Annotated in this window: 19 protein-coding genes; 12 read left to right on the forward strand and 7 right to left on the reverse strand. The window is 73.6% G+C overall.

Annotated elements, in window-relative coordinates; translation table 11 throughout:
- Positions 1-23: 23 nt before the first annotated feature.
- A complete protein-coding gene (locus OG448_RS01370) occupies positions 24-935 on the reverse strand; it encodes a YegS/Rv2252/BmrU family lipid kinase (protein WP_405550835.1) in 912 nt (303 codons plus the stop codon).
- Between the two features lie 20 nt (positions 936-955).
- A complete protein-coding gene (locus tag OG448_RS01375; RefSeq protein ID WP_405550837.1) occupies positions 956-2,548 on the reverse strand; it encodes an FAD-binding oxidoreductase in 1,593 nt (530 codons plus the stop codon).
- 80 nt (positions 2,549-2,628) lie between these two features.
- Here OG448_RS01375 and OG448_RS01380 point away from each other — a divergent pair, with 80 nt between their 5' ends.
- From OG448_RS01380 to OG448_RS01390, 3 genes are read left to right on the forward strand one after another with little or no spacing between them, the layout of a single operon-like run.
- On the forward strand, positions 2,629-3,228 hold the full coding sequence (locus tag OG448_RS01380) for a TetR/AcrR family transcriptional regulator (RefSeq protein WP_405550839.1): 600 nt from the start codon (positions 2,629-2,631) through the stop codon (positions 3,226-3,228).
- Entirely contained in the window at positions 3,225-4,817 is a 1,593-nt protein-coding gene (locus tag OG448_RS01385; protein WP_405550841.1) for a glycerol-3-phosphate dehydrogenase/oxidase, read from the forward strand. The genes OG448_RS01380 and OG448_RS01385 overlap by 4 nt, the downstream gene beginning before the upstream one ends.
- Positions 4,818-4,858: 41 nt before the next feature.
- Positions 4,859-5,503: a hypothetical protein gene (locus OG448_RS01390; RefSeq protein WP_405558627.1), complete on the forward strand. Its 645-nt coding sequence runs from the start codon at positions 4,859-4,861 to the stop codon at positions 5,501-5,503.
- A gap of 268 nt (positions 5,504-5,771) precedes the next feature.
- On the opposite strand, the gene OG448_RS01395 is transcribed toward OG448_RS01390, so the two are convergent.
- The gene (locus tag OG448_RS01395) at positions 5,772-6,977 is read right to left on the reverse strand and encodes an MFS transporter (RefSeq protein WP_405550843.1); all 1,206 of its coding nucleotides are present in this window, start codon (positions 6,975-6,977) and stop codon (positions 5,772-5,774) included.
- Between the two features lie 131 nt (positions 6,978-7,108).
- Between OG448_RS01395 and OG448_RS01400 the strand changes: the two genes are divergently transcribed.
- Positions 7,109-7,888: a DUF1206 domain-containing protein gene (locus tag OG448_RS01400; protein ID WP_405550844.1), complete on the forward strand. Its 780-nt coding sequence runs from the start codon at positions 7,109-7,111 to the stop codon at positions 7,886-7,888.
- 36 nt (positions 7,889-7,924) lie between these two features.
- Here OG448_RS01400 and OG448_RS01405 read toward each other — a convergent pair whose 3' ends face one another.
- On the reverse strand, positions 7,925-8,716 hold the full coding sequence (locus tag OG448_RS01405; protein ID WP_405550846.1) for an SDR family NAD(P)-dependent oxidoreductase: 792 nt from the start codon (positions 8,714-8,716) through the stop codon (positions 7,925-7,927).
- Positions 8,717-8,802: 86 nt separating this feature from the next.
- On the opposite strand from OG448_RS01405, the gene OG448_RS01410 reads away from it, so the two are divergent.
- Positions 8,803-9,654, forward strand: a complete 852-nt coding sequence (locus OG448_RS01410) for a helix-turn-helix transcriptional regulator (RefSeq protein WP_405550848.1) — start codon at positions 8,803-8,805, stop codon at positions 9,652-9,654.
- On the opposite strand, the gene OG448_RS01415 is transcribed toward OG448_RS01410, so the two are convergent.
- Positions 9,646-9,987 carry a hypothetical protein gene (locus tag OG448_RS01415; RefSeq protein ID WP_405550850.1) on the reverse strand — a complete coding sequence of 114 codons (342 nt, stop codon included), beginning with the start codon at positions 9,985-9,987 and terminating at the stop codon, positions 9,646-9,648. The two genes, OG448_RS01410 and OG448_RS01415, sit on opposite strands and share 9 nt — an antisense overlap.
- A gap of 390 nt (positions 9,988-10,377) precedes the next feature.
- On the opposite strand from OG448_RS01415, the gene OG448_RS01420 reads away from it, so the two are divergent.
- The 5 genes from OG448_RS01420 to OG448_RS01440 all read left to right on the forward strand — a co-directional run bounded on the left by OG448_RS01420 (position 10,378) and on the right by OG448_RS01440 (position 14,805).
- A complete protein-coding gene (locus OG448_RS01420) occupies positions 10,378-11,247 on the forward strand; it encodes a CAP domain-containing protein (protein WP_405550852.1) in 870 nt (289 codons plus the stop codon).
- A gap of 118 nt (positions 11,248-11,365) precedes the next feature.
- On the forward strand, positions 11,366-12,439 hold the full coding sequence (locus tag OG448_RS01425) for an NAD(+)/NADH kinase (RefSeq protein WP_405550854.1): 1,074 nt from the start codon (positions 11,366-11,368) through the stop codon (positions 12,437-12,439).
- Positions 12,440-12,567: 128 nt separating this feature from the next.
- Positions 12,568-12,723 (forward strand): DUF6131 family protein, encoded by a 156-nt coding sequence (locus OG448_RS01430; protein ID WP_135793346.1) that lies wholly within the window; start codon positions 12,568-12,570, stop codon positions 12,721-12,723.
- A 144-nt stretch (positions 12,724-12,867) separates the two neighbouring features.
- Positions 12,868-14,112, forward strand: coding sequence for a cytochrome P450 (locus tag OG448_RS01435; RefSeq protein ID WP_405550856.1), 1,245 nt, complete (start codon positions 12,868-12,870; stop codon positions 14,110-14,112).
- 201 nt (positions 14,113-14,313) lie between these two features.
- On the forward strand, positions 14,314-14,805 hold the full coding sequence (locus OG448_RS01440; RefSeq protein WP_405550858.1) for a peptidylprolyl isomerase: 492 nt from the start codon (positions 14,314-14,316) through the stop codon (positions 14,803-14,805).
- A 60-nt stretch (positions 14,806-14,865) separates the two neighbouring features.
- Here OG448_RS01440 and OG448_RS01445 read toward each other — a convergent pair whose 3' ends face one another.
- Together OG448_RS01445 and OG448_RS01450 are read right to left on the reverse strand one after the other, a co-directional pair.
- On the reverse strand, positions 14,866-15,834 hold the full coding sequence (locus tag OG448_RS01445; protein ID WP_405550860.1) for a pyridoxal-phosphate dependent enzyme: 969 nt from the start codon (positions 15,832-15,834) through the stop codon (positions 14,866-14,868).
- 30 nt (positions 15,835-15,864) lie between these two features.
- Positions 15,865-16,497 carry a transcriptional regulator gene (locus OG448_RS01450; protein WP_405550862.1) on the reverse strand — a complete coding sequence of 211 codons (633 nt, stop codon included), beginning with the start codon at positions 16,495-16,497 and terminating at the stop codon, positions 15,865-15,867.
- 117 nt (positions 16,498-16,614) lie between these two features.
- Here OG448_RS01450 and OG448_RS01455 point away from each other — a divergent pair, with 117 nt between their 5' ends.
- Both OG448_RS01455 and OG448_RS01460 read left to right on the forward strand, forming a co-directional pair.
- Positions 16,615-17,373, forward strand: coding sequence for a GNAT family N-acetyltransferase (locus tag OG448_RS01455; RefSeq protein ID WP_405550865.1), 759 nt, complete (start codon positions 16,615-16,617; stop codon positions 17,371-17,373).
- A gap of 120 nt (positions 17,374-17,493) precedes the next feature.
- On the forward strand, positions 17,494-18,846 hold the full coding sequence (locus tag OG448_RS01460) for an MFS transporter (protein WP_405550867.1): 1,353 nt from the start codon (positions 17,494-17,496) through the stop codon (positions 18,844-18,846).
- Positions 18,847-18,896: the final 50 nt, after the last annotated feature.

Raw genomic sequence — 18,896 nt, forward strand, 5'->3', positions numbered from 1 at the left:
GACACGGGCGCGGTTGCCAGACGTTACCGCTTCGTGTCCTCAAGGCGGGATGAGGGGCCCAGCACAGCCAGGTCGGCGGGGCGGACCCGGACGGTGACGGGGAGGGCGGCCTCCACCTCGCCGTCGGCCCCGTACGGCACGGGCCGGTCGGCCTCGATGCGCAGTTCCCGGCCGCGCAGGACCCGTACCTCGGGGCGGCGGAGGTGGGCCCCGGTCTTCAGCTCGTTCATCAGGGCGAAGAAGAGGCGGCGCGGGGCCTCGCGTATCAGCACGATGTCGAGGAGGCCGTCGTCCAGTTCGGCGGCGGGGGCGATGGCGCGGCCGAAGCCGTAGTAGGGCGAGTTGGCGGCGACGACGGTGTAGCCGCGGTGCCGGTGTTCCTCGCCGTCGACGGTGATCCGGTAGTCGGCGGTGCGCCAGGTGGCCACGGCGCGCAGGCCGCCCGCGTAGTAGGAGGCGGCGCCGCGCAGCAGGCGCGAGTGGTTGGCGTACCGGTTGGCGAGGGCGTCGACCCCGGCGTAGACGCTGCCGAGGACGACGGTGCGCGGGTGGACGGCGGACTCGACCTCGATGGTGTCGACCCGCCGGGGCTCCGCGTGCAGCAGGATCTCCGCGAGGGCGGCGGGGTCGGCGGGCAGGCCGAGGGCGCGGGCGAAGTCGTTGCCGCGGCCGGCGGGTACGAGCCCCAGCACGGCGCCGGTGCCGCTGAGCGCGCCCCCGATGCCGCCGGCCATGCCGTCGCCGCCGACGGCCACGACGACCCGGCCGCTCTCCCCGGCGCGCAGGGCGGTCTCGCGGGCGTGGGCGAGGCTGTGGCTGTACTCGGTCTCCAGGGTGGCGCCGGCCTCGCGGAGGTGCCGGGCCACCTGGAGCAGCGTGGCGGCCCCGGTTGAGGCGCCCGCGGTCGGGTTGACCACGGCGGTGAACTCTCGCATCGGTGTGCCTCCGGGCGCGGTCAGTCGGTGGGGAGCAGGACGCCGGGGTTGAGCAGTCCGGCCGGGTCGAGCCGGGCCTTGACGGCGCGCAGCGCGTCGACGGCGAGGGGTCCGGCCTCGCGGACGTACCAGTCGCGGTGGTCGGTGCCGACGCCGTGGTGGTGGGAGATGGTGCCGCCCGCCGCGAGCACGGCCTCGTTGGCCGCGTGCTTGGCGGGGGTCCAGTGGGTGACGGGGTCCTCGCCCTGGGCGCTGACCACGGTGAAGTAGAGGGAGGCGCCGTTCTCGTACACGTGCGAGATGTGGCACATGACCAGGGGCGGGGTGCCGGCGCCGGTGAGGGTGTCGGTGAGTGCGGTGCGTACGGCGGCGTACAGCTCGGGTATCCGGGACCAGAACGCGGCGGTCTCCAGGGTCTCGGCGAAGGCACCGGCGTCGAGGAGGGCGTCCCGCAGGTAGGGCGCCGCGTAGCGGCCGTGGGCCCAGCGTTCGCCGGGTTCGGTGCCGACGAGGGTGCCGCCGCACTCCCGCAGGACGGCGGCCGCCTCCTCGCGCCGCCGGGCGGTGTCGGCGGGGGTGCCCTCGTAGCCGGTGACGGCGAGGCAGCCGGTGCCGCCGTCGGCGAGGGCGGCGCCGATGGCGTCGGGCTGGGCGAGGCCGACCAGGGTCTCGGTCTCGTCGGAGAGCCGGAGCACGGTGGGCCGGGGCCCGTCCTGGGCGAGCCTGCGCAGCGCGGCGGTGCCCTCGGCGAAGGTGGCGAACCGCCAGCCTTCGTACAGGCGTCGCTCGGGCTGGGGGCGTACGCGGACGGTGACGGAGGTGATGACGCCGAAGGCGCCCTCGGAGCCGAGGACGAGCTGGCGGAGGTCGGGTCCGGCGGCCGAGCGCGGGGCACGGCCCGTCTCGATGGTGCCCTCGGGGGTGGCGAGGGTGAGGCCGAGAACCATCTCGTCGAAGCGGCCGTACCCGGCGGACGCCTGGCCGCTGGAGCGGGCGGCGGCGAAGCCCCCGACGGTGGCCCACTCGAAGGACTGCGGGAAGTGGCCGAGCGTGAACCCCTGGGCGGCGAGCAGGGCTTCGGCCTGCGGGCCGCGCAGGCCGGGCTGGAGGACGGCGGTGCGGGAGACCGGGTCGAGATCGAGCAGGGCGTCCATCCGGCGCAGGTCGAGGGCGATGAACTCCCGGCGGTCGGGGGCGAGCCCGCCGACGACGCTGGTGCCGCCGCCGTACGGCACGACGGCCACCGCGTGTGCGGCGCAGGCCCGCAGCACGGCGAGCACCTCTTCGTGGGAGGCGGGCAGGACGACGGCCTGCGGTACGTCGGTGACGTCGCCCGTGCGGATGCGCAGCAGGTCCGGGGTGGACTTGCCGCGGGTGTGCCGGACACGGCTCTCGGTGTCGGTGCGGACGTGGTCCGCCGCGCCCACCGCGTCGGCCAGGTCCTTGAGTGCCGCGGGGGTGAGCGTGGGGTCGGGCAGCTCGAGGTCGTTGAGCGCGACGGGCGTTGCGGGGCTCGCGCGGACGCCGAGCAGGTCGTGCAGGAGCCCGGCCACCGCGTCGGGCAGGGGGGCCGCCTTCGCCGGGTCGCCCCAGCCGTTCCACAGCATGTCCATCGAACGGTCGTCCTCACCACGTCGGTTCGGTGTGTGCGGCGCCATCTCCCCCCGGCCGCCGGGGCGTTACACTGTTACACATGACGTCCATCCGTCACAACCGTTCGGACGCCGACACCGTGCTCGACGCGGTGCGCGACTGCGTCCTGGCCGTAGGTGTCCGCCGCACCACCCTCGCCGACGTGGCCCGCCGCGCCGGGGTCTCCCGGATGACGCTGTACCGGCGCTGGCCCGATCTGCGCACGCTGGTGGGCGACTTGATGACCCGCGAGTGGCTCGCCGTGGCCACCCGTGCGATGCCCGACGCGTCGGACGGCCCGCACACCCGCGCCCGGATCGTGACCGGACTGGTCGCGGGCGTGACCGAGTTCCGGGACCACCCCCTGTTCCACAAGATCCTGGACGTCGACCCCGAGCTGCTGCTCCCCTACGTGCTCGACCGGCGCGGCGCCACCCAGGAAGCCCTGCTGGCACTGCTGGCCGACGCGCTGCGCGAGGGCCACACGGACGGCTCGGTACGCGTGACGCATCCCGAACGCCAGGCCCGCGCCGTGCTGTTGCTGGTGCAGTCCTTCGCACTGTCGCTGCGCACCATGACCGACGAGGACGACGCCGAGCTGGACGCCGCCGCCTTCCTGGGCGAGCTGCGCACCCTTCTGGAGAGGACCCTCACCCCATGAGCATCCGCGACCGCGCAGACCGTACGGCGGCACCGGGTTCGTCGCTCGACGCCGCCCGCCGCACCCGCGAGCTGGCCACGGCGGCCGGGGGCGGCACGGCCGACCTGCTGGTGGTGGGCCTCGGCGCGACGGGGGCGGGCGTCGCCCTGGACGCGGCGGCGCGCGGTCTGGACGTGGTCGCCGTCGACGCCCACGACCTGGCCTTCGGCACCTCCCGCTGGAGTTCCAAGCTGATCCACGGCGGCCTGCGCTATCTGGCGGCCGGGCAGTTCGACGTGGCGCACGAGAGCGCGGTCGAACGGGGCGTGCTGATGACGCGTACGGCACCGCACCTGGTGGCCGCGCAGCCGTTCGTACTGCCACTGACCCCACTGGTGTCACGGGCGCAGGCGTCCCTGGCGTGGGCGGGGTTCCGGGCCGGGGACATGCTGCGGATGGCCGCGCGTACCCCGCGCCAGGTGCTGCCGGTGCCGCGCCGGCTGACGGCGGCGGAGGCCCGGCACCTGGCGCCCTCGGTGCACGCGGCCGGGCTGCGCGGCGGCCTGCTGTCCTGGGACGGCCGGGTGACCGACGACGCCCGCCTGGTCACCGCCCTGGCCCGCACCGCCGCCGCACACGGCGCGCGGATCATCACCCGTGCCCGCGCCCTGGAACTCGGCTCCACCGGAGCCCGCTTCCGGGACGAACTCACCGGCGAGGAGGGGGAGATCAGGGCGCGCGCCGTCGTCAACGCGACCGGCGTGTGGGCCGGGGGTCTGGTCGACGGCCTCCGCGTACGGCCCTCCCGCGGCACCCATCTCGTCCTGCGCTCCGAGCGTCTCGGGTCCCTCCCGGCCGGCCTGCACATACCGGTGCCCGGCGAGACCAACCGCTTCGTGCTGGTGCTCCCGCAGGGCGACGGACGTACCTATGTGGGCCTCACGGACGAGCCGGTCGAAGGTGCGATCCCGGACGTGCCCGAGGTGCCGGAGACGGACATCGGCTTCCTGCTGGACGTGCTGGGCTCCGTGCTGGACGCGCCGGTGCACCGGGCCGAGGTGGACGGCGCGTTCGCCGGGCTGCGCCCGTTGCTGGACACGTCGGTGCCGGGCGGCGCCGACTCGGTCCGCACTTCGGACATCTCGCGCCGGCACGCGGTACTGACCTCGCCGGACGGGGTGGTCACGGTGGTGGGCGGCAAGCTCACGACGTACCGGCGGATGGCGCAGGACGCCGTGGACGCGGCCGTGGCCGCGCGCGGCCTGCCCTCGGTCCCCTCCCCCACCGCCGCACTCCCCCTGGTCGGCGCCGCCGCCCCGGAGCACCTGCGCGACCTGCCCGCGCCCGCCCGACTGGTCCGCCGCTACGGCACCGAGGCCCCGGCCGTCCTGGCCCTGGCCGAGCGGGACCCGGCGCTCGCCGAGCCGGTACTCCCCGGCCACCCGGTCACCCGCGCGGAACTCCTCTGGGCCGCCCGCCACGAGGGTGCCCTCGACCCGTCCGACCTGCTGGACCGCCGCACCCGCATCGGACTGGTCCCCGAGGACCGCGCCGAGGCCCTCGCCGTCGCCGCCGAGATCCTGTCGCGGGCCACCCCGTCGGGCGTCTGACCTGTTTCACCGGCTGACGCCAGGGGCATCCGTTGCGCGTGATGCCCCCCGGCCCCGACGCCCCGCCCCCGCCCGCGCGCGCCCCCACCGACCTGCGCTTCGACGGCTGGATCACCGGCATCGGCACGACGTCCGGCACCCGCCTGGTGCTGGGCCACTGGCCCCGCTCCCCCTTCGGCCCCTTCAGCGACGTGATGGTGGAACGCGCCGACGGCCACCGCACCCTGCTGGCGCCGACCCGGCAGGTGGCGGACTTCATCGCGGGGACGTACTCGTTCGACGAGGTCCGGGTCGTACCCGTAGGGGTGCGGATCGCCGGGGACCGCTGGACGGTGACGTCCGGCCCGCTGCTCGACCTGCGCTTCACGGTCGGCCGCCGGGGCGCCCTGGGCAACCTGCTCCGCCTGGCGGGCCCGGTCACCTCCCGGCCCGCCTTCGCCGCCCTCACCGACCCGATGGCCCGGCTGCTGATGGGTGTCCGCACGCGGGGCTCCGCGGGGAACGGCCGGTACGAGTGGTACGGCGCCCGCGACCTGCACCGGCTCACGGCGGCGACGGCCACCTATGAGGGCCGCGACCTCGGCCCGCTCACCCCGGTGGACCCGCCGGTGCGCTTCGGCTTCGGCTCGACTCCGCGCATGCCGTGTCAGGTCAGGGTGACCACTACGGTGCGCACCGCAGGCTGAACCGGTCAGTCGTCCTCGTGCCGGTCGAGCGGGTCCGGTTCGCCGTGACCTCGTCCTCGGGGACGTTCCCGGAGAGTTCCCGGTGAGCGGCCTCTGCCCGTTCGATGAGACGGCCGAGCGCGACCCCACCGCTCTCGGTGAGCCCCCGCAGGGGGGAGCCGGTGGTCCGGGTTCGCGGCGAAGGCCGCCGGCCCGATGCGCCTACGACGGCGCGGGCGAGGAGAGCTGCGTCGAGACGCACCCGGAGGTCACCCTGTGAGGGCGGGGTTCACAGCGTGCGCGGCGGATGCACCCGTACCCGCACCCCCACCGCCACGACCAGCACGATCGCGCAGGCCGTGAACACCATCCCGGCCCCGCGCACCCCCAGCCCCACCGTCAGCGCGCCCACGCCGACGACCGGGAGGGAGATGCCGAGGTAGGCGACGACGAAGAAGGCCGAGATGGTGGCGCCCCGGTGTTCCTCGGGGGCGGCCGCGCCGACGGCCGTCAGGCCCGCCCGGAACGCCATGCCCTGGCCGGCACCACCGGTGAGCGCGCCGAGGAGCAGGAGGGGGAGGGACTCCACCAGGAGGGAGGTCCCGACCAGGACGAGGCCGGCGGCGAGTACGGCGCAGCCCCAGGGGAGGGCTGCGCGGGCGCCGATGCGGCCCATGAGGAGCTGGCCGCCGGTGGAGGCGCAGAACACGCTGAAGACCACGGCGCCGGTCACCGCGAGGTTGTGCTCGCCGAGGGTCTCGGTGAGGAAGGCGGGCGCGACGGCCGTGAACAGCCCGAGCAGGGAGAACCCGGCGAAGGCGGCCAGCGCGCACGGCCCGAACACTCCGCGCACCTCGGGCGGCACCCGCATCCCCTGCGGCCTGAGCGGTGGCCGGGGCCCTTCGTGGTGGACGGTCTCGGTGAGCAGCAGGGTGACGACGAGCGCGACGGCGAGCAGGGCGAGGTGGACGAGGAAGGGCAGGATCAGCGGCCGGGGCGCGTACTCGGCGAGCAGCCCGGAGACCAGCGGCCCGAGCCCGAGCCCGCCCATGTTGGCGGCCGTCGCCGCGAGCGCGGCCCGTCCCCGGCGCCCGGGCGGCGCGAGATCGAGGACGGCGGCCGTACCGGTGCCGCTGAACAGGCCCGCCGAGAACCCGGACAGCACCCGGCCGAGGTAGAGCAGCGGCAGCCCGCCCTCCAGCAGGAAGCACACCGCGCTGAGCGCCGACAGCACCAGCGCGACGACCAGCACCGGGCGCCGCCCCAGCACGTCGGAGGCGCCGCCGGCGAGCAGCAGGGCGACGATGACGCCGACCGCGTAGACCGCGAACACCACGGTCACGATCAGCTCGGAGAACCCGATCCGCTCCCGGTAGAGCCCGTACAGCGGGGTGGGCAGCGTGGTGCCCATCATGCCCACGGCGAAGACGCCCGCCGCGGCCAGATAACCGGGGCGCGGGCGCCGTCGGGAGGGGTCTGTGCCGGAGTCGATCACACCTCACCTTGGCATGTAGGCGTCGATCGGGCGTGACGCGGACACGCCGGGGCATCGGGTGTGTCATGGACTCAAGCGTTCTGGCACAGCGCGGTCGGGGGCAGGCCCGGCGAGCGGCCGACAGCCCGGCGATGACCGCGGCGGCGAAGGCGGGCTTCGTCGCCCGTGGACTGATCTACCTGCTCGTGGGCGTCATCGCCCTTCAGATAGCCCTGGGCGGTGACGGCGGCGGCAAGCAGGCCGACCGCGGCGGCGCCCTCTCCGAGCTGGCGGAGAAGCCGTTCGGCGCCGCCATGCTGTGGATCGTCGGCGTCGCGCTGGCCGGCATGGCGCTGTGGCGGCTGTCGGAGGCGGTGGTCGGCAGCGCCGGGCCGGACGGCGGCAAGGCGTCGAAGCGGGCGATGTCCGCCGCACGCGCGGTGTTCTACGCCTTCGTCTCCTACTCCGTGCTGTCCTACGCGGCCGGGCAGAAGGGCAGCGGCGGCGGCTCCTCGGACCAGCAGAGCGACGACGTGACCGCGATGGCGCTGAAGTGGCCCGGCGGCCAGTGGATCGTCGGGGCCGCCGGGCTCGTGGTGATCGGGGTGGGGGTGTACATCGCGGCGCGGGCGGTGATGCGGAAGTTCCGCAAGCATCTGCGCACCGGCGAGATGTCCCCCACCGTGCGGAAGATCGTCGACGTCCTGGGCGTGGGCGGCGGCACGGCCCGCGGCGTCGTCTTCGGCGTGGCCGGGGTGTTCGCCCTGATCGCGGCCGTCCAGCACGAGCCGGGCAAGGCCAAGGGGATGGACGACACCCTGCGGTCGTTCCGGGACCTGCCCGCCGGGCCCTGGCTGCTGGCGCTGATCGCGCTGGGCCTGGCCGCGTTCGGCGTCTTCTCCTGGTGCAACGCCCGCTGGCGCAAGGTGTGACCCCCTTACCGACCTCGACCCCGGCGCCCCGCCTTTTCAGGTGAGGGCGCCGCCGTCTACCCGCAGGACCGCGCCGGTGACGAAGGAGGCGCGGTCGCTCAGCAGCCAGGCGGCGGCCTCCGCGATCTCCTCGGGCCGGGCGCCCCGGCGTAGCGGGGTGTGCGCCTGGAGCCGTTCCTGGAGGCCAAGCGCCTTGTCCTCCCAGGCCCGCATCATCTCGGTGGCCGTGTTGCCGGGGGCGATGGCGTTGACGCGGATGCCCTCCGGGCCGTACGTGACGGCGGCCGACTCGGTGATGCTGTTCAGGGCCCGCTTCATCGCGCCGTAACCCGGCAGTTCGGGGTTGCCGCGCAGGCTGCCGACGGACGAGTTGTTGACGACGGCTCCGCTGCCGGAGGTGGCCCGGATGGCAGCGACCTCGGCATTCATGGCGAGCCACTGTCCCTTGAGGTTGACGGTGTAGAGCCGGTCGAACTCGTCCTCCGACAGCTCGTCCAGCGGGCCGGGCGCCTGGTTGGCGGCGCCGTTGTTGAAGGCGATGTCGAGGCGTTCGTGGAGCTGTACGACGCGGTCGACGGCGGCGCGCACCGCGTCCCCGTCGGCCAGGTCGCACACCACGTAATCGGCGGTGCCGCCCTCGGCGCGGATCTCCTCGGTGACCGCCTTGAGCTGGTCCTCGCTGCGGGCGGCCAGCACGACCCGCGCCCCCTCGCGGGCGAAGAGCCGGGCCGCGGCGGCGCCGATACCGCGTCCGGCGCCGGTGATGAAGGCGACCTTCCCGGGGAGCAGTCCGGTCGGGGCGGAAGAGTCTGTCGCTGTGGGGTTCATGTCTTCGAGCCTGCGCCGCCCGGCCCCGCTCATCCAGGCACAGGCGGTACCTGGCTGGCTCCGCCGGTACGGCGCAGACTGGACGCGTGGACCGAGGAGAACTGGCGGCATTCCTGCGTGACAGGCGCGAGCGGATCGGCCCGGCCGAGGTGGGTCTGCCCGCCGGGCCGCGCCGCCGTACGCCGGGGCTGCGGCGCGAGGAGGTGGCGCAACTGGCGTTCATCTCCACCGAGTACTACACCCGGCTGGAGCAGGCGCGCGGCCCACGGCCGTCCCGCGAGGTGCTGTCCGGGCTGGTCAGGGCGCTGCGCCTGACGGACGCCGAGCGCGAGCACCTGCACCACCTGGCCGGGGCGCCCCCGGCCCCGCCGTCCGGTCCCCCGCGCGAGGTGCGGCAGAGCATCCTGGACCTGCTGGCCCGGCTGCCGGGGACGGCCGCCATCGTCACGTCGGCGATCGGCGAGGTGCTCGCCTGGAACGACCTGGCGGCGGCCCTGATGGAGGACTTCTCCGCGCTCTCGCGCCGCGACCGCAATCTGATCCGCCGCGTCTTCCTCGGCCCGCACCGGGGCGGGGCCCCGCTGTACGGCGTCTCGGACGCGGCCGCGTTCGCCCGCGACTCGGCCCAGCGGCTGCGCGCCGCCTCCGCCCGCTACCCCGACTCCCCCGAGGTGACCGGCCTGGTGGCCGAACTCCTGGCGGGCAGCGAGGAGTTCCGCCGGCTCTGGGAGGCGTACGAGGTGGCCGTGCTGCCGACCCTCGCCAAGACCTTCCACCACCCGGTGGTCGGCCCGCTGACCGTCAACTGCGATGCCCTGCACGTCCCGGACCGGGACCAGCGCATCGTCCTCTACACCGCCACGCCGGGCTCCGCCTCGGAGGAGGCGCTCCGGCTGCTGTCGGTGGTGGGGACCCAGCGGATGGACGTGTCAGGCTGAGCCGCCGCACCGCCCCCGGGTCGCGTCGCGCCCGGCGTCCGCGGCCCAGGAGGACAGGATGCGCAGGCCGTCGTGGGAGGGCGTGCCGGGTTCGGCGGTCCGGACGACGAGCTGCTGGTCGGGGTCACCGGCGCAGGCCAGTGCGTCCCGGTCGAGGGTGAGTTCGCCGACCAGGGGGTGCCGGAGCACCTTGTCGACCCGGCTCAGCCCGGCGACGCGGTGGTCGCCCCGAAGTTCACGGGGCCCGCGCTGGAGCGCCTGGAGTCCTTCTTCGCGGAGAATCCGTAGTCCCCGAGGGGCCGGACAAGGGGGTGGTTCCGTGACATCCCTCACAGGCTCCGATGACCTACGGGTGTCCCTTAGTAGGTGACGAACCGTGACGACAAGTGCACTTTGTCCGTCTTGGCGGGTATTTGGATCATGCTGTCCCTCGAAGCGGCCGATCCACTCGACAGGGACCCTCGCTTTCGCAAATCATGAGGGGTTCTGACGACCCGGCAGCAGGGGGCGGAAGCCGCTGGTGCCGGGTCGGCACGCCTGTGTGACCTTGGCAAGGGGCCCAGAGGTCTACGAAGCGCGTTAGTACGACAGCCTCTTTGCACGCCTTGTGTGACCGTCCTAAGAATGACGACTCGCAGGGCGTTTTTTGCTGTTCGGGAGGCGGGTTCCACCCAGAGGAAGCCGCGCGGCGGCGCCCGGCGCCTACCGAATGAGGTTTCACGCATGGGAAAGCACCGTAAGAACCAGCAGTACCGGCGAGCGCTCATAGCCGCCGTCGCCGTGGGGGCGGTGGGCGTACCGACCGCCGCCGTGGCCTGCGTCGACTGGAAGGACGACGCCGGCCGGCAGACCGAGGCCACCGCCTGGCAGACGGAGCAGAGCCCCCGTCACGCGTCGCCCCCGGTGCGGAAGCAGGCCGGCCCCGCCGCCTCCGCGACCCCCTCCGCTTCCCCGAGCACCCCCACCGCGCACAGGCCCGCCCAGGCGCCCACCCACCACCGCACCGCGCAGCCGGCCCTCATGGCAGCGAAGACCACCGCGGCCGCCCACCCCACCCGGACCGCCAAGCCGGCCACCGCCAAGCCCGCCGCTCCCAAGTCGGCCCCCGCGAAGCCCGTCTCGGCCCCGACGGTGCGTCCGGTCTCCACCGAGCCCCGCCCTGTGCAGACCGCCACCGCCGCCGCGCCCAGCACCCCCCAGCCCGCCGCGACCGCCTCCGGCGACGTGGCCCGTGTCGTGGAACTGGTCAACGCCGAGCGCGCCAAGGTCGGCTGCTCCCCGGTCGAGCTCAACTCCACGCTGACCAAGGCCGCGCAGGACCACAGCGCCGACATGGCCGCGCACAACACCATGTCGCACACCGGCTCCGACGGCTCCGACCCCGGCTCGCGCATCACCGCCGCCGGCTACCAGTGGAGCGCGTACGGCGAGAACGTCGCCTACGGCTACGCGACGCCCGAGCAGGTCATGGCCGGCTGGATGGACAGCCCCGGCCACCGGGAGAACATCCTCAACTGCTCCTACAAGGAGATCGGCGTAGGCCTCGCCCAGCCCGGCAGCTACTGGACCCAGGACTTCGGCACCGCCAGGTAGCGCCGGCCGGCGCCCGCCATTGCCGTCGGCGCCCCGGCGGCGTGGCGTCCCGCACGCGTGTCCGCCTCCCGGTGAGGATGGGGCGGTCGTGCGGGTCGGCTGGGAGGCGGGTGTCGTAATGACGGTGAGCCGTATCGGTTTGGTCGTGCACGCCGGGCGCCCGGCCGCCCTCGCCGCGGCGGACGCGGTGCGCGAGTGGTGCGCCGCGCACGACGTGGGCTGCGCCGACATCGACGTCTGGCAGGAGGGCGCCCGGCACAGCGCCCGCGAGGAGGTCGACAGCGCGGGCGACCCGGACCTCATCGTCACCCTGGGCGGCGACGGCACCTTCCTGCGCGGCGCCCGCCTGGCGGCCGAGAACGACGCCCTGGTGCTCGGCGTCGACCTCGGCCGGGTCGGCTTCCTCACCGAGGTGCCCGCCCCGGCCGTGCGGGCCGCGCTGGACGCGGTGTACGAGGGCCGGTACGAGGTCGAGAGCCGGATGCTGCTCACCATGCGCGCCTCCTGCCCGCTGGGCGTGCCCGCGCACATGGCGGACCTGGTGCGTTACGGGCGCGGCCCGATGCTGCCGCCGCCGCGGGTGCGCGGGGAGTGCGAGGTCGGGGACGACTGGGGCGTGGCCCTGAACGTCACCGCGCTGAACGACGTGGTCGTGGAGAAGCTGGCCCGGGACCGGCAGGTCTCCGTGGGCGTGTACATCGCCGGCCAGCTTCTCGCCTCGTACTCCGCCGACGCGCTGCTGGTGGCCACCCCGACCGGGTCGACCGCGTACAGCTTCGCCGCCGGGGGCCCGGTGGTCTCGCCGCGCATGGAGGGGCTGCTGTTCACGCCGGTCGCCCCGCACATGACGTTCGACCGCTCGGTGCTGGCGGCGCCGGACGAGCCGATCGCGTTCCGTGTGCTGGAGCGCTCCGGCCAGGCCGCCGTCAGCATCGACGGCCAGGTGCGGGGCGTGCTCAACCCCGGCGACTGGATCGGCGTGTACGCCTCGCCCCGGCGGCTGCGGGCGGTGCGGCTGGGCCCGATGGACTTCTACGGGCGGCTGCGGAAGCGGATGAACCTCACCGACGCGCCCGCGGCGGTCGCGGACGGGCAGGCGGCCCCGCTGTGGCCGGTGCGCTCGCCGCCGCCCGGCGACCTCGGTCATCTGGCGCTGCCCACGTCCCCCGACGATCCCTCATCACACCACTGAGCTGCGAAGACTCCGTCCGGCGCGGATCAGCTCGAAAGGACGTCCAGGTTTCCCGCTCCGGAGTGAGAATGTGTCCCGCATCGGGGCACTAGAAGAGCAGGTACTACTCCTACGGCTGGAGGCACACCATGCTCGCGATCGGCGTCATACTCCTGATCATCGGCTTTCTCACCGGGATCTCGATCCTGTGGACGATCGGCATCATTCTCGCGGTGATCGGCGCCATCCTGTGGATTCTCGGCGCCACCGGTCACGCGGTCGCCGGTCGCCGGCACTACTGGTGACCCTTCGGTGGTGACCTCCCGGCCCCATCGGTCCCCCTGACGCACTCCGGTGCGTCAGGGGGACCGCTGATGTGGCGGAACCCCGCATGCGGGACGCGCGGCGCTGCGGGAGGCTGACGGACACTGCTGGAGAAGGGACCCGCCATGACCTTCGACTCCGCGTCCGTCGAGCCCGTACCCCCGTCCTCACCGCCCCCGCCACCTGTGCGGCCCTGGCTGGTCGAGGACCTGCCCGCGCTGGACCCCGACCCGTTCCTGGACTCGCTGCTGCGCGACGAGCCGGTCACCCGCATCCGCCTCCCCTACGGGGAGGGGCACGCGTGGCTGGTCACCCGCTACGAGGACGTCCGCTTCGTCACCTCCGACCCCCGCTTCTCCCGCGCGGAGCTGCTGGGCCGCTCGGTGACGACGATGGCGCCGCAGACGGTGGCCTCGCAGACGGCCGGCCTCCAGTACGTCGACGCGCCCCGGCACACCGTGCTGCGCCGGGTGGTGGCGCGGGCGTTCACCGCGAAGAGCATGGCGCGGCTGCGGCCGCTGGCCGAGCGCACCGCCCGGCAGATGCTCCAGGACATGCGGCGGGCGGGTGCGCCCGGCGATCTCATGGAGCACCTGTACACGCCGTTCCCGATCGCGGTGGTCTGCGCCTTCCTGGGCGCCGAGGAGGACGACTGGCGCAACTGGGCCGGCAACTCGGAAGCACTGCTGACCAAGGCGAACGCGAAGGAGCGCAACCAGGCGGCCCGCCAGGACACCCGGAGCCGGGTGGTCGCGCTGCTGGAGCGCCGCCGCGGCGAGCCCCGCGAGGACCTCGCCGGAGTGCTGGCGGCGGCCGCGGCGAGCGGTGAGATCACCGACGACGAGGCGATCTCGCTGGCCATGGCCGTGTACGTCAGCGGCGGGCACGCCGTGCGCAACAACAGCGGCTCCATGATGTACGCCCTGCTCACCCACCCGGACCAGTTCGAGCGGCTGCGCCGGGAGCCGGAGCTGCTGCCGAAGGCGGTGGAGGAACTCTTCCGGTTCGTCCCGCACCGCAACGGCGTCGGCATCCCCCGTGTCGCCACCGAGGACGTGGAGATCCGCGGCCATCTGATCCACAAGGGCGACGTGGTCTACAACGCCTACGTCGCCGCCAACCGCGACCCGTCCGCCTTCCCCACCCCGGATCTGCTGGACTTCGACCGCACGGGCGCGGGGCACGTCGCCTTCGGGCACGGCCCGCACTTCTGCCTGGCCGCGCTGATGGCCCGGATGGAGGCCGAGGTACTGATCGAGGCCGTGATGACGGAGTTCCCGGAGCTGCGGCTCGCCGTACCAGCGGAGCAGGTCGAGTTCCAGCGGGACGGGCTGATTCGCGGTCCGAGAACACTGCCGGTGACCTGGTAGCTCCGAGCAGGGTTTGCCCTCGCGTACGCGGAACACCCAGTTCCGGGCTATCCCCGCATGAATGAGACCCACTTGGGGAAGCCTCGGTTATTTGCTCGCGCACATTTTTGTGCGAGCTCGGACATCCAGGCCGTTCTGCCCCGGTCCGCCGTGCCCCGCTCCGGCGAACGTCCGGGGCCGAGCGACGGTAGGTTGATCTACATGAGCGACAACGTGTACTTCGACATCACCATCAACGACGAGCCGGCGGGCCGGATCGTGTTCCGTCTCTTCGACGACGTCGTGCCCAAGACCGCGAAGAACTTCCGCGAGCTGGCAACCGGCGAGCACGGCTTCGGCTACGCCGGTTCCCCCTTCCACCGGGTCATCCCGCAGTTCATGCTCCAGGGCGGCGACTTCACCCAGGGCAACGGCACCGGCGGCAAGAGCATCTACGGCGAGAAGTTCCCCGACGAGAACTTCAACCTCAAGCACGACCGTCCGTACCTGCTGAGCATGGCGAACGCGGGCCCGAACACCAACGGCTCGCAGTTCTTCGTGACCACGGTCGTCACGAACTGGCTGGACGGCAAGCACGTCGTCTTCGGCGAGGTCGTCGAGGGCCAGGACGTCGTGGACCGCATCGAGTCCCTGGGCACCGGCAGCGGCGCCCCCAAGGCCAAGGTCTCGGTCTCCGCGAGCGGCACCGTCTGATCCGCCCCGCCACTCGCCGTGCCCCCGCGCTTTCGGGGGCACGGCGGCCCGGTGCCCGGCTCAGCCCGCGGTGAGTTCCGCGAAGCGCCGGGTGTCGATGTTCCCGCCCGAGGCGATGATGCCGACCCGCGGCGGAAGGTTCTCGACGCGCCCGGACAGCAGGGCGGCGAGCGGCGTGGCACCGCTCGGTTCGAGGACGATCCTCAGGCGTTCGAAGGCGAACCGCATGGCTTCGACGATCTCCTCGTCGCTGACCAGTGCGATGGCGTCGACCAGCCGCTGATTGAGCGCGAAGGTGATCTCACCGGGGCTCGGCAGGACCTGCCCGTCGGCGATGGAGCGGGGCACCGGGACCGTGACGCGCTCCCCCGCCTCCAGCGAGCGCTTGGTGTCGTCGCCCGCCTCCGGCTCCACGCCGATCATCCGCACCCCGGGGTACAGGGACTTCGCCACGACGGCGCTGCCCGCGATGAGCCCGCCCCCGCCCACCGGCACCACCAGCGCGTCCAGCTCCCCGGTGTCCTCGAGCAGTTCCAGCGCGGCCGTGCCCTGGCCCGCGATGACGTCGAGGTGGTCGTAGGGCGGGATCAGCGCCAGCCCGCGGTCCCTCGCCAGGCCCTCGCCGAGCGCGGTGCGCTCCTCGGTGTAGCGGTCGTACGTGACGACCTCCGCGCCGTAGCCGAGGGTGGCCTCCTTCTTGGAGCCGGGCGCGTCCGCGGGCATCAGGATGACGGCGGTGGTGCCGAGTTCCCGGGCGGCCAGCGCGACGGCCTGGGCGTGGTTGCCGGAGGAGAAGGCCGCGATGCCCTTGGCGAGCTGGTCCGGCGGCAACTGCGCGGCGGCGTTGTAGGCCCCCCGGAACTTGAAGGCGCCGACCCGCTGGAAGTTCTCGCACTTGATGAACACCTCCGCCCCGACGCGGGCGTTCAGGGTGCGCGAGGTGAGGACCGGGGTCCGGTGCGCGACGCCCTTCAGGCGGGCGGCGGCCGCGCGGACGTCGTCGAGGGTGAGGTTCGGTTCGGCGGGCATGGTGGGTCCCCCAGGGAGTGGTTCGGGCTCTTACTTCGTGTAGTTGTAGACGGTCGCTCGGGAGACTCCGAGCAGGTCGGCGATGGTCTGGGCGGCGTCCCGCGAGTCGAACCAGCCCTCGCCGTGCAGATGCCGTACCAGCTCGCGCTTGGCGTCCCGGCCCAGCGATCTCGGGGTGCCCCCGCGCCGTGCGGCCAGCTCCTCCACGGTCCCGCGCAGTTCCCGCGCGCGCCGCTCCCGCAGTGTCTCCAACGGCTCGGCGCCGTGTTCCGTGCCGGTGGCGACCAGGTTGGCCAGGGCGAGCGCGACCGGCGAGAGCACGGAGACGTCCAGGTTGAGGCAGAGCGCCGCGATGTACTCGCCCGCGCTGTTCCGGATGCCGATGGAGGTGCTCTTGGCGGGGCGCCCGTCGGGGAAACGGTTGGGATAGTTCTGTACGACGTCCGGGTAGCGGGGGTCCGCGATGCGGGCCAGGCCCAGCTCGGTCGCGGGGTCGCCGGGGGCGCGGCCGGAGAGGTTGTTCTCGATGACCCGGATGGCGTGGCCGGGGTCCCGCAGATCGTGCAGCACGACCTCGCACAGCCCGGGAAACATCCGCCCCAGCGCGACGGCGACCTTCTCGGCCTCGCCCAGCAGGTGCTCGTCCTCGGACCCCACCGTCATCGCCTCCGTAGCCGCTGGACGGGTTTTCCAGTTCTGGACGATACATCTACGCCGGCCTCGGCACCAGGGACACAATTCGGTTGGCCGGGCGGACCCGCTGTGGCAGCGTGCGGTGCCGTGCCCCTCGATCTGCAGAACTTCGCCGCCGCCAACCTGCTGCGCCGCCCGGAGCCGGTCCGGATCGGCGGCTTCGTGGCGGGCTTCGACCCCGCGACGACCAGCCCTTACGTCAACTACGCGACCCCGCTGCCCGGCACCACCCCCACGGAGGCCGAAGTGGCCGCCCTGGTGGGCGAGTTCCGGAGGCGCGGGCTCCTCCCCCGGCTGGAGTTCGCCCCGGACGCGGCACCGGAGGTGGAACCAGCGCTGCGCCGGGCGGGCTTCAGCACCGAGGCGGTGCACGAGTACCTGGTCTGCACCCCGGCCACGCTCACCGTCCCCGCTGGCCTGCCCCCGACGGAAACCCCCCGCACGAACGCGGAGTTCGCGGAGATCGACGCGGCCCTGACCGAGGCGTTCGGCGAGGAGTTCCCGGCGCCCGCCGACGGCGCGTCGCTGCTGCGGCGGACGCAGGCGCGAGGTGGGGCCGTGCGGTTCGTGCGCGCGGAGGACGGCCGGTGTGCCGGGGCCGCCAGTTGTTCGGCGCCCGCCGAGGGCACGGCGGAGCTGGCCGGGGTGGGGACGCGGCCCGCGTACCGGGGGCGGGGTGTGGCGGCCGCCGTCACCTCGGCGCTGGCCGGGGACCTGTTCGAGCGGGGCGCGGAATCGGTGTGGCTGGAGGCCTCGGGGGAGGGTTCCCGGCGGGTGTACGAGCGGGTCGGCTTCCGGCAGCGCGGCACCCGGCTGTATCTGCGGCTGGCCGCGCCGCTTCCTTAGCGGCGTGTTAGATCTGCGCGTCGTCCCTTGTCCGGGGCGGGTGCGCGGCGCATGCTCGGGCGGCATCCGGGTCCGGCGTCCCACGGCGGCGGGCCCCGTCCCCCCTCGTCTGGAGCCGCCATGTCCTCGTCCGCCGCACCGCCCACGGTGACCCCCGCCGCCCGCCGTTTCGCCCTGATCGGCGGTTCGCTGGGCAATCTCGTGGAGTGGTACGACTGGTTCGTCTACGCCAGCTTCGCGATCTACTTCGCGGACTCCTTCTTCCCCGGCGACAACCCGACGACCAAGCTGCTGAACACGGCCGGCATCTTCGCGGTCGGTTTCCTGATGCGTCCGGTCGGCGGCTGGGTGCTGGGACGGGCGGCGGACCGGCACGGCCGCAAGAGCGCGCTGACCCTGACCGTCACCATGATGTCGGTCGCGGCCCTGCTGATCGCCGTCGCGCCGACCTACGGCCAGGCGGGCTACTTCGGCGCGCTGGTGCTGCTGCTGGCGCGGCTGCTCCAGGGGTTGAGCATCGGTGGGGAGTACGCGGCCAGCGCGACCTATCTGACCGAGGCGTCCGCCCGGAACCGGCGCGGGCTCGGCTCGTCCTTCCAGTATGTGTCCATGACCTGCGGGCAGTTGCTCGGTCTGGCGATCCTGATCACGATGCAGCACACCCTCACCACCGAGCAGTTGCAGAGCTGGGGATGGCGGGTGCCGTTCGTGCTGGGCGCGGTGTTCGCGCTGGTGGTGTTCTGGCTGCGGCGCCGGCTGACGGAGACGGAGGCGTTCACCGAGGAGACGGGCGGCGGCGCCGACACCGCGCGGGGTTCGTTCAAGGCGCTGTGGGAGCACCGCCGGCAGGCCGGGCTGGTGATGGCGCTGACCCTGGGCGGCACGGTGGCCTATTACACCTACACCACGTATCTCACCAAGTATCTGATCGGCAGCGCGGGCATGGCCAAGTCGACGGCCACGCTGGTGAGTTTCACCGCGCTCGCGGTGTTCGCGGCGATCCAGCCGCTGGCCGGGATGCTGTCCGACCGGATCGGCCGCAGGCCACTGCTGATCACCTTCGCGGTGGGGTGCACGGTGGGCACGTACCCGATCATGACGGCGCTCGGGTCGGCGCACTCGTACTGGTCGGCGCTGGGACTGTCCCTGCTGGCGCTGGTGATCGTCACCGGATACACCTCGATCAACGCGGCCGTGAAGGCGGAGCTGTTCCCGACCCGGGTGCGCGCGCTCGGCGTGGCCCTGCCGTACGCGCTGGCCAACGCCCTGTTCGGCGGGACGGCGGAGTACGTGGCGCTGTGGTTCAAGGACGCCGGTCACGAGAAGATGTTCTTCTGGTACGTCTCGGGGTGCGCGCTGGTCTCGCTGGTCACCTATGTGCTGATGCCGGACACCCGTGACGCGGCGCTGAGCCGGGCCGAGGCGGACGCGGACACCGGTGCCGGTCTCGCCCCCGCGAAGGCGGCCGGCTGACCCGGTGCGGTACCAGACCTGTGCCGCCGCATAGGCTGCGGCCCAGGTCG

Origin of the sequence: Streptomyces sp. NBC_01171, assembly GCF_045039805.1 — a bacterium.
Lineage (GTDB): Bacteria > Actinomycetota > Actinomycetes > Streptomycetales > Streptomycetaceae > Streptomyces.

What these genes read in the sequence shown, in the direction of transcription:
- OG448_RS01370 (WP_405550835.1), bottom strand. Translation starts at nt 935, where the DNA reads ATGCGAGAGTTCACCGCCGTGGTCAACCCGACCGCGGGCGCCTCAACC.
- OG448_RS01375 (WP_405550837.1), bottom strand. Translation starts at nt 2,548, where the DNA reads ATGGACATGCTGTGGAACGGCTGGGGCGACCCGGCGAAGGCGGCCCCC.
- OG448_RS01380 (WP_405550839.1), top strand. Translation starts at nt 2,629, where the DNA reads ATGACGTCCATCCGTCACAACCGTTCGGACGCCGACACCGTGCTCGAC.
- OG448_RS01385 (WP_405550841.1), top strand. Translation starts at nt 3,225, where the DNA reads ATGAGCATCCGCGACCGCGCAGACCGTACGGCGGCACCGGGTTCGTCG.
- OG448_RS01390 (WP_405558627.1), top strand. Translation starts at nt 4,859, where the DNA reads ATGCCCCCCGGCCCCGACGCCCCGCCCCCGCCCGCGCGCGCCCCCACC.
- OG448_RS01400 (WP_405550844.1), top strand. Translation starts at nt 7,109, where the DNA reads ATGACCGCGGCGGCGAAGGCGGGCTTCGTCGCCCGTGGACTGATCTAC.
- OG448_RS01405 (WP_405550846.1), bottom strand. Translation starts at nt 8,716, where the DNA reads ATGAACCCCACAGCGACAGACTCTTCCGCCCCGACCGGACTGCTCCCC.
- OG448_RS01420 (WP_405550852.1), top strand. Translation starts at nt 10,378, where the DNA reads ATGGGAAAGCACCGTAAGAACCAGCAGTACCGGCGAGCGCTCATAGCC.
- OG448_RS01425 (WP_405550854.1), top strand. Translation starts at nt 11,366, where the DNA reads ATGACGGTGAGCCGTATCGGTTTGGTCGTGCACGCCGGGCGCCCGGCC.
- OG448_RS01430 (WP_135793346.1), top strand. Translation starts at nt 12,568, where the DNA reads ATGCTCGCGATCGGCGTCATACTCCTGATCATCGGCTTTCTCACCGGG.
- OG448_RS01435 (WP_405550856.1), top strand. Translation starts at nt 12,868, where the DNA reads ATGACCTTCGACTCCGCGTCCGTCGAGCCCGTACCCCCGTCCTCACCG.
- OG448_RS01440 (WP_405550858.1), top strand. Translation starts at nt 14,314, where the DNA reads ATGAGCGACAACGTGTACTTCGACATCACCATCAACGACGAGCCGGCG.
- OG448_RS01445 (WP_405550860.1), bottom strand. Translation starts at nt 15,834, where the DNA reads ATGCCCGCCGAACCGAACCTCACCCTCGACGACGTCCGCGCGGCCGCC.
- OG448_RS01450 (WP_405550862.1), bottom strand. Translation starts at nt 16,497, where the DNA reads ATGACGGTGGGGTCCGAGGACGAGCACCTGCTGGGCGAGGCCGAGAAG.
- OG448_RS01460 (WP_405550867.1), top strand. Translation starts at nt 17,494, where the DNA reads ATGTCCTCGTCCGCCGCACCGCCCACGGTGACCCCCGCCGCCCGCCGT.